Origin of the sequence: Catonella sp. (assembly GCF_052173895.1) — a bacterium.
In the GTDB taxonomy this organism is placed as follows: Bacteria; Bacillota; Clostridia; order Lachnospirales; family Lachnospiraceae; genus Catonella.
In genome coordinates, this window is the sequence record NZ_JBQMXS010000058.1 from 1 (window position 1) to 8,617 (window position 8,617).

Here is an 8,617-nt window from a genome sequence, read left to right on the forward strand (position 1 = left end):
AGTGTAGAAATGCTGAATTCTGATTTAAAAGTCAAAAAAGACTTCCTTATAATAAAAAATATGAAAGACATGGAGGGTTGGAGAAACGCATAAAGAAGAACGGAGGAAGAAGCATAGAGGAACGCTCTGAAAGGATAGAGACTAGAGAAGAGCTTGGACACCGGGAAATGGGAATAGCCTATTTCTATGCACATAGTTATTGTTCTTATGAGAGAGGAAGTAATGAGAATAATAATAGATTCATTCGCCGTTTTATAAGAAAAGGTATTGATATAGGAAAGTACAGTAAGGTGTATATCAGGAAGATAGAAAAATATATAAACGAATATCCAAGGAAACAATTTAGTGGAAAGTCTGCTGATGAAGTGTACAAGGAATTATTTACTTGAGGTGGATACTCAGTGTTGCAATTTATACTAATACTTAGTTTAATGATATTGACAATCATTATTATTTATGCTACTTTTTTTCTGGATAGAATATCTACTCTAGTAATAAGGAAAGGGGGGAGATATACTATGAGCTACTTTATTGAAAAAGATATAAAGTGTAGTGCTGGTGAAACTGTAGTTGATTTGGCAAAATACAAGAATTATAACAACGCCACATCTTCAATCAATACCAGCCCCATTGATTGTGGCTAGTGATAGATTATTTAGTTTTGAAAAATTAAATGGATATTCTGATAAGATTAAAAAATATGAGGATTTGTATATGGGAATATACCCACACTAAGAAATATAAGCTGAGAGAAAGATAATAATTTATAAATCATTGGAGGATATGTCATGAAAATTAATATGAAAGTTATAAGCATTATGTCTTTATTAGCATTATCATTAACTATATCAGGTTGTTCTAATGTGAAAAATAATGATAAAAGCACCATGTCTTCATCTAAAAGCAATATGGTCATGAGCAAAACAAGTAATGATAATGAAAAAAATGTAGTCATAGAGAACTTTGGTGTGACAACTACTTATGATAAGGTGCCGGAGAGAATAGTTCCTCTTAGCTATGATGCTGCCCAAATTCTTGTGGCACTTGGATTAGAGGATAAAATAGTTGGTGTTGCAACAGCTGAAGGAAGCTATGAAGATTGCTTACCAGAATATCAGGATAAACTTTCTAAGTTAAAAGTAATTGTGGAAGGAACCCCTACATTTGAAGTTTTGTTGGCCGAAAAGCCGGATTTTGTTTATGCCACAGTATACAGTTTTGGGAAATATGGAGTAGCTCCAGTAGAAGATTTTCAGAAGGAAAAAATCAATTTTTATTGTATAAATGGAACATATTCGGCAGAACCTAAATTTTCTGATATATATAAGGATATAGAAGATCTAGGCAGAATATTCAAAAAAGAAGATGAAGCTGCCAAATTAATAAAAAATCTAAAGGTAAGAGAAGAAGCTCTTAAAGCGGATGTAAAGCAAACTGATGTTAAAATTATGGCTTTTGATAGTGGAGATAAGACAGCGTTGACATCAGGAAAGGGAATTGAAGATGAAATGATAAAGCTTGCAGGGGGTAAAAATATATTTGGTGACCTTAATAATGCATTTGAAGAAGTAAGTTTTGAAGAAGTTGCTAAAAGAAATCCGGATATCATTATAATTCATAGCTATGATGTTGGTAACACGACAGGAACCACAGAAGAAAAGATAGAAAGCCTTAAGAAAAATCCGGCACTTGAAAATGTAACTGCAATCAAAAATAATAATTTTGTTGTAGTTAAGCTTGTTGAGGTTTTTCCGGGATTGCAAATTTTTGATGCTGCTGAAAGACTTAGCAAAAATATAATTGAACTAGCAAAATAAATTGTTTTAAGGGGGATAGATATTTGAAAAATTATAAGAAAATTTCTTTAGTGATATTTGTATTAATAATTATATCTATCCCCTTGTCTACATTTTTGGGATCGGCAGATTTAGGTTTTAGAGAAGTGATAAAGGTATATAAATATCATTTTTTTTCTGCATCATTAGAAGACATGAGTTTAAACAGCATAGTCTGGAATGTAAGACTGCCAAGAATACTTGTAGCCATTGCAGTTGGTGGGGGGGTGGCTATGACTGGAGCTATCATGCAGGCGATTACAGGAAATATTATGGCAGAACCATATACATTGGGAATACAATCCGGAGCGGGTATGTTTGCAGCTTTTTCCATAGCATTTTGGGGTAAAATACCAATTCTTAGTACATTAAGTACCAATTTGATGGCATTTATCGGAGCAATGTTTTCTATGATTATAGTATATTTTATAGCTTCTAAAGAGAGGGGCTATTCTAATTCAAAACTTGTTCTAACAGGAATATCAATTTCAATGTTATGCAGTGCCATTACACAGCTTATAATATCATTTGCACCGGATAATTCAAAGGTTCGTGGGATTGTTTTTTGGATGATGGGGGGACTTGGCGGAGTGCATTGGGAGGATGTACCTTTTGCTGTGATTGCAGTTATTATTGGATTCATTGTTGCTATTATTCTTGCAGAACAGTTAAATATCATTTCAATGGGTAAAGAGACAGCGGTCATATTAGGAGTTAAAGTAAAACGATTAGATAAGATACTGTTAATTACAGTTTCTATGGTTGTTGGAGTGCTTGTATCAATAAGCGGAAGTATTGGTTTTGTAGGTCTTATAATACCGCATATAACAAGAAAAATTATAGGAGCAAACCATAAAGCGTTGCTTCCTGTAACTTCGTTGCTGGGAGCTTTTTTTCTTCTTTGGGCAGATACAGTGTCAAGAGTGATATTTGCACCAAGAGAGCTTGCAATAGGAGTGCTTACTTCTCTTATAGGAGTTCCATTTTTCTTATACATTATGAAGAAAGAAATAAGGTGATTTATGGGAGTTATTGATATAAGAGATTTATCTTATCATATAGGGGAAGCCAAAATATGTAAGAATATAAGTTTAAGTTTTAATGAAAATAAGTTTACAGGAATAATTGGTCCTAATGGAAGTGGTAAAAGCACATTACTTAAACAAATATATAGGGTATTAGAACCCAATATTGGCACAATCTATCTTAAAAACATTAATATAGATAATATAAATTCTAAGGAATTTGCAAAAATGATTGCTGTATTACCGCAGGAAAATAATAGTGATTTTGACTATACTGTTGCTGATGTAATATTGATGGGCAGATTTCCTTATCATAATATATTTAACACAAATAGTTTATATGAAGAAGACTATAAGTTATTAAAAGAATGCATTAGCCTCGTCGGGTTAACCGGTAGTGAGAAAAGGATTTTCAGAACATTGTCAGGAGGAGAAAAACAAAGAGTATTGCTTGCAAGAGCCTTGATTACTAAAAGTAATATTCTTATTTTAGATGAGGTTACTAATCATTTGGATATAGGATATCAGTACAAAATACTAGAAATATTAAGAGGATTGGGACTAACTATAATAGCAGCAATTCATGATCTTAACTTAGCTATGAAATTTTGTGATGAAGTAGTTCTTATAAATAAAGGAGAAATCCTTGTAGCAGGTAGCCCTAAGGAAATAATAACAGAAAAAATATTGAAAGATATATTTAAAATAAATGCTAAAATTATAAGTGATGAAGAAAAGACTGTAGTAGACTATATAAGTTCCTGCTATTAGGGGGTGATTTTATTTTTATCAATAAAGCATTAATTGCATTTTTAAAAGGTTCAGAGAGTAAAGTAAAAAAAGCCATCTTGCTTCAGCTGATAATTACAATATTTTCATCAGCAGTTTCAGTCTGCTTAAGCATTTTAATAAATGAAATGTTAAAATCTATGCAGATTACAGCTGTTCCTGTATTTTACTTCATAGCTTTAATAATATTTTTGCTTATAGTAATCAAACTCTTATACAAACTGAATGTTAAGATAGTAAATGAAGCAGGAGTAAACATTAAGGACAATGTAAGGACAAAGATACTTACAAAGCTTTTCCTGCTTGGGCCTGAGTATGCAGATACCATCCGCACAGGCACGCTCACATCTACATTTACAGCCAGAGTAGAATGGCTTATGAACTACTATACAAGATATCTGCCGGTCATAGTGAGCGCAGTCTTAAATGCAGGTATCTTCATTATATTTTTATTCTATATAGATATTTATGTGGGTATTGTTTCGCTTATTTCAGTAATAATGATGCTTGTAATTCCTATGGTATTTTTCAAACTAATGAAGGAAAAAGGAAAGAAAGAATGGGAAGAGCATGCTAACTATTATAGTGAATGTTTAGACGGCATTCAGGGTATGGTCAGCTTAAAGGCATTTAATGCTGATGCGAAGTATGTAAGAGATGTTAAAGCCCATGGAGAAAATTTTAGAAAAGCAGTTATGGATCACCTCAAGGTAACTATTATAGAAGGCACTTTTTCAGAGTTTTTCTTAAGGGTCGGCACAGCCCTTACTATAGCCATAATGGGGCTTAGATGTGCTTATGGCTATATAGATAAAAGTTTCCTTATTTACGCCTTTTTTATCATAGGAGCTACATTTTCGCCAATGCTGAGCCTTATAAATGCATGGCATTTGGGCTTTCAGGGAGTTTCAGGCTCGTATTCTTTAAGTGAATTCTTGGAAACGAAAAGCGATAATCTTATGGAAAATGACCTTATTAAAAATGAGCTTAAAAACAGGAAGGAACTGGAAGCTTCCTTAAATAGAAGTGCTGTTAAGGAGAATAAAATTAATGATGTGAAACTAAGCTTTGACAAGGTAAATTTCAGATATAAGGGAGCTAATAAAGACACTTTAAAAAATATCTCGTTTGAACTTCATAAAGGTAAGGTTATAGCTCTGGTAGGGCCGTCAGGTGGAGGCAAGTCAACCATAGCAGGGCTTCTTATGGGCTTTTACAGGGCTGACAGTGGAGAAGTTATATTAAATGATGTGAAGATGGGCAACGAGACAGCAGCGTTTTTTAATGACAATATATCGGCAGTGTGGCAGGACAACCATTTATTCTATGGAAGCATCTATGACAATATAAAGATGGGCAAGCCTTCTGCCACAGACGAAGAAATATTTGAAGCTTCTAAAAAAGCGATGATTTATGACCTGATTATGTCACTTCCAAATGGCTACGATACAAGTGTAGATGAGCTTGGCAGCAGATTTTCAACAGGGGAAAGGCAGAGGATAGCTATTGCAAGGGCTTTACTAAAAGATGCGCCTATAATTATTTTTGATGAGGCAACCTCTGCCCTAGACAGGGAAAATGAAAAATACATAGGCGAAACGCTTAGTAAACTAAAGCCTGATAAGGCAATGCTTATGATAGCACACAGGCTGTCTACTATCAGTATGGCTGATGAAATCTTAGTGGTAGAAAACGGCTGTATTGCAGACAGAGGCAGCAGTTCTTACTTAGAAGAAAACTGTGAGATTTACAGAAGGCTGATAAAGGGGGTGAAATAATTATGGGGAAGGTAAAATATGTGCTCCTGCTTTCAAAATATATTAAAAATTACAGGCTCAGTGTCATTTTCAGCATAATTATTCATGCCTTATATAAGATAGTGCCTATACTCTTAAGCTTTGAAACAGCCTTAATTGTATCAAAGGGAATCTCGGGCACTTTAACTAACCCTCAGACACATTTTTTAACTGTACTTGCAATGGTTGTAAGCATGGCTGTGTTAAATTATCTGGATATCTATGTGGCACATGATGTGGCTTACAGGATACTTACAGCACTTAGGGGAATATCTTATGAAAAAATAGCAAACCTTGCGCCTGCAGGGCTTGAAGGGGAGAAAAGCGGAGACATAATGAGCGTGGTACTTGAAGATGTGGAAATCTTAGAGTGGTTCTATGCGCATTCTTTAATACAGATATTTGTGGCGGCAGTCCTGCCCATCATCTCATTTATTGCAATAGGATTCTTCTCGCCAGGCCTTTCATTAATTTTAATTATATTTTCAGCCCTCATCCTCCTTGTTTCTAGTAAGAAGAATGAAAAGGCTGATGAGTATGGAAGCAAAACCCAGTCAAAGCTTGGCGAATTAAATGCTGTTATTATAGATGGAATACAGGGCTTAAAGGAAATCATTACCTTTGGCGGGCATAAGGGATATTTTAACAAGATGTATAAGTACAATGATGCTTATAATGAGGCTTATTTTAACTATGCAAAGGAAGCAGTAAAAGAAGTTACCAATACGAACTTAATTATAGGCATATCGTCAGTGATTTCAGCTATTGCAAGCGTGTATTTTGCTGCAAGAGGGGAATATTCTGTCGAATTTGTGCTCCCTCTCATTGCAATTTCAAGTATGGTTTACAGCCCTCTCAGTGAAATGCTGATGATGAAAAGCAATTATGGAAGAATATTTGCGGCAGCAAGGAGAGTGTTTGACTTCCTTAATGAAGATGAGCCTGTAATAAACAGCGGCACTAAAACTTTTAAAGATGTAATGGGAAGTACAGATAAGAAGTTAGAGTTTAATTCAGTAAGATTTTCTTACAAAGACAAGGTGACAGGCGATAAAAATGAAGTAATTAAGGATGTTTCATTTACGGCAGAAGAAGGAAAGACTGTCGTTTTAGTAGGCACTTCAGGCTCAGGCAAATCCACATTAATCAAGCTTTTACAGAGGTTCTGGGATGTGGATGGAGGAAGTATTTTAATAAATGGAGTGAATATAAAGGACATAAAGATAGAGGAACTTAGAAAGCTAATATCTGCCATTCCGCAGGATGTATATTTATTTAATAAGAGCATAGAAGATAACCTGAGGCTTGCAAAAGAAGGTGCAAGCGAAGGTGAGATAGAGACAGCCCTTAAAAATGCCCATATTATGGATTTAGTAAACAGGCTTCCAAATGGAAGCAAGACAGTCATAGGGGAAAGAGGCGCTGCTCTTTCAGGTGGTGAAAAACAGAGAGTATCCATAGCCCAAGCCTTCCTTAAGGATTCACCTATTTTAATTATGGATGAAATTACAGCTAATCTGGATTATGAAAATGAAAGAGCCATAAATGAGTCACTAAAGGAGCTAAAGAAAGGAAAGATTGCTCTTATGATAGCCCACAGACTCTCTACAATTAAGAGTGCAGACTATGTAGCCTTCATAAAGGACGGAGTTTGTGAAGCTTTTGGGACATTTGCTGAGATTTATGAGGGTAATGAGAATTTTAGGAGAGTTTTAGGGGAAGGATATGAGAGTGATGTTGACTCCTATAAGTGGAGTGCTGGGTGACAGGCTTAAAAGGATAAATATAATGAAAATCCTGAACTTGTTTCAGGTGATTATGTATATGGAATTTATAGGATGGCAACAGCAGGAGTCAGCATAGTCCTGCCGTTTTTAATACTGCCTGTAATCAAAAAATTTAAGCCTTTAACCCTGTTAAAATACAGTGCCATATCCATCTCGGCTATTCTCTTTCTGATAGGCGGCTGTGTGTATTTTGGAACAAATGGAGGCAACGTTTTTCTTTTAACCTGCATACAACTGTTTTTTCACCCATAGCCACATTCTCTTATCTTCCAATTCTTTTCTTACTTTATCAGGATAAAACACGCCCAAAAATCTTAAATGAGCTGCTCTCAGTAATAGGCATTGGCTCATATGCCTTATTAAGTGAAACAAGATAAGTCCCTTTCTTGTTATTCTGAAATTTCTTCACATAAGCATTTCCATCAAGATAAAAGATGCCTGTTTCACCATCTTCGAGCTGCTCAGTCTGCTCAATCCATATAAGCTCTCTGTCATGATAAATAGGTTCCATACTTTCTCCACTGATATATACACCAAAGTCGGCTTTCTCAGGAATATCTGCAGATGAGTACACTTCATAGTCTTCCCCGTTTAAGAATGAGCCATTGCCGGCGGATACAGCTGCATAGTATACCCTCCTCTCCCTTATCACATGGAGAGAGATAATCTCTGCCATCCTGTAATCACCGCTTTTTTCAAGCAATCGGGTGTATTCTAACACCTTATCTACACCTTCTTTATTCAGATTGCGGAAAGGATTGTCAGGATTGGTTCCTATAAATTCTGTATATATATCATAGATATTCAAAATCTCACATATGGCAAGAAGCTGCTTTGAGCTTGGCAGTGAAATTCCTGATTCCCACGAGCTTACACTATTTGGCTTTACATATATGTCATATTCTGTAAGCTTTTCTGCTAGCCGGCTCTGTGTCAGCTTATATGCTTTTCTGTGTACAGCAATGACCTTTCCTAAATCTTTCATAGCAAGTCGCCTTTCTAATATATTGCTTGGTATAAATTCTCCTATGTACTGATACTAACTATAGCATAAAAAAGTAGGATTTTCAAGTATAATATCAATATGCTTGAATTAGATGAAATATATTTCACTTGAATATCATCTAAAACAGAGTTATATTATTCAATGCGATGACAGTATACTTAACTTACAAACAGGCAAAAGAACCTACAAAGAAAGGCGGGGATATGAATAGGAATGTACTTAACAGGCTTGGTTATATGGAGCGTAAGGGAAGTGGATTTGGTAAAATAATAAGCGGATATGAGTTTCAGAAAAATTATACAGATAACAAGAAGCCGACATTCCGTTCAGACAGATACCAATTCACTGTGATAATGCCTAATCTGAATTATGTCCCTCA

The 8,617-nt window shown here is 35.1% G+C and carries 10 protein-coding genes; 8 read left to right on the forward strand and 2 right to left on the reverse strand.

What is annotated here, in order from left to right:
- The first annotated feature begins 77 nt into the window (after positions 1-77).
- The 7 genes from ACTTG8_RS09135 to ACTTG8_RS09165 all read left to right on the forward strand — a co-directional run bounded on the left by ACTTG8_RS09135 (position 78) and on the right by ACTTG8_RS09165 (position 7,211).
- Complete coding sequence (locus ACTTG8_RS09135) at positions 78-389, forward strand: hypothetical protein (protein WP_442561805.1); 312 nt, start codon at positions 78-80, stop codon at positions 387-389.
- A 129-nt stretch (positions 390-518) separates the two neighbouring features.
- The gene (locus tag ACTTG8_RS09140) at positions 519-644 is read left to right on the forward strand and encodes a hypothetical protein (protein WP_442561806.1); all 126 of its coding nucleotides are present in this window, start codon (positions 519-521) and stop codon (positions 642-644) included.
- Positions 645-788: 144 nt separating this feature from the next.
- On the forward strand, positions 789-1,817 hold the full coding sequence (locus ACTTG8_RS09145) for an ABC transporter substrate-binding protein (protein WP_442561807.1): 1,029 nt from the start codon (positions 789-791) through the stop codon (positions 1,815-1,817).
- 23 nt (positions 1,818-1,840) lie between these two features.
- Positions 1,841-2,854: a FecCD family ABC transporter permease gene (locus tag ACTTG8_RS09150; protein ID WP_442561808.1), complete on the forward strand. Its 1,014-nt coding sequence runs from the start codon at positions 1,841-1,843 to the stop codon at positions 2,852-2,854.
- 3 nt (positions 2,855-2,857) lie between these two features.
- Entirely contained in the window at positions 2,858-3,631 is a 774-nt protein-coding gene (locus tag ACTTG8_RS09155) for an ABC transporter ATP-binding protein (protein WP_442561809.1), read from the forward strand.
- A 77-nt stretch (positions 3,632-3,708) separates the two neighbouring features.
- Positions 3,709-5,427: an ABC transporter ATP-binding protein/permease gene (locus ACTTG8_RS09160; protein WP_442561810.1), complete on the forward strand. Its 1,719-nt coding sequence runs from the start codon at positions 3,709-3,711 to the stop codon at positions 5,425-5,427.
- Between the two features lie 2 nt (positions 5,428-5,429).
- Positions 5,430-7,211 (forward strand): ABC transporter ATP-binding protein, encoded by a 1,782-nt coding sequence (locus ACTTG8_RS09165; protein WP_442561811.1) that lies wholly within the window; start codon positions 5,430-5,432, stop codon positions 7,209-7,211.
- 65 nt (positions 7,212-7,276) lie between these two features.
- Here the strand turns inward: ACTTG8_RS09165 and ACTTG8_RS09170 are convergent, their stop codons facing one another.
- A complete protein-coding gene (locus ACTTG8_RS09170) occupies positions 7,277-7,462 on the reverse strand; it encodes a hypothetical protein (protein WP_442561812.1) in 186 nt (61 codons plus the stop codon).
- 59 nt (positions 7,463-7,521) lie between these two features.
- Positions 7,522-8,217 carry an XRE family transcriptional regulator gene (locus ACTTG8_RS09175; RefSeq protein ID WP_442561813.1) on the reverse strand — a complete coding sequence of 232 codons (696 nt, stop codon included), beginning with the start codon at positions 8,215-8,217 and terminating at the stop codon, positions 7,522-7,524.
- 224 nt (positions 8,218-8,441) lie between these two features.
- Here ACTTG8_RS09175 and ACTTG8_RS09180 point away from each other — a divergent pair.
- A partial coding sequence (locus tag ACTTG8_RS09180; protein ID WP_442561814.1) for an ATP-binding protein occupies positions 8,442-8,617 on the forward strand: 176 nt, incomplete at its 3' end.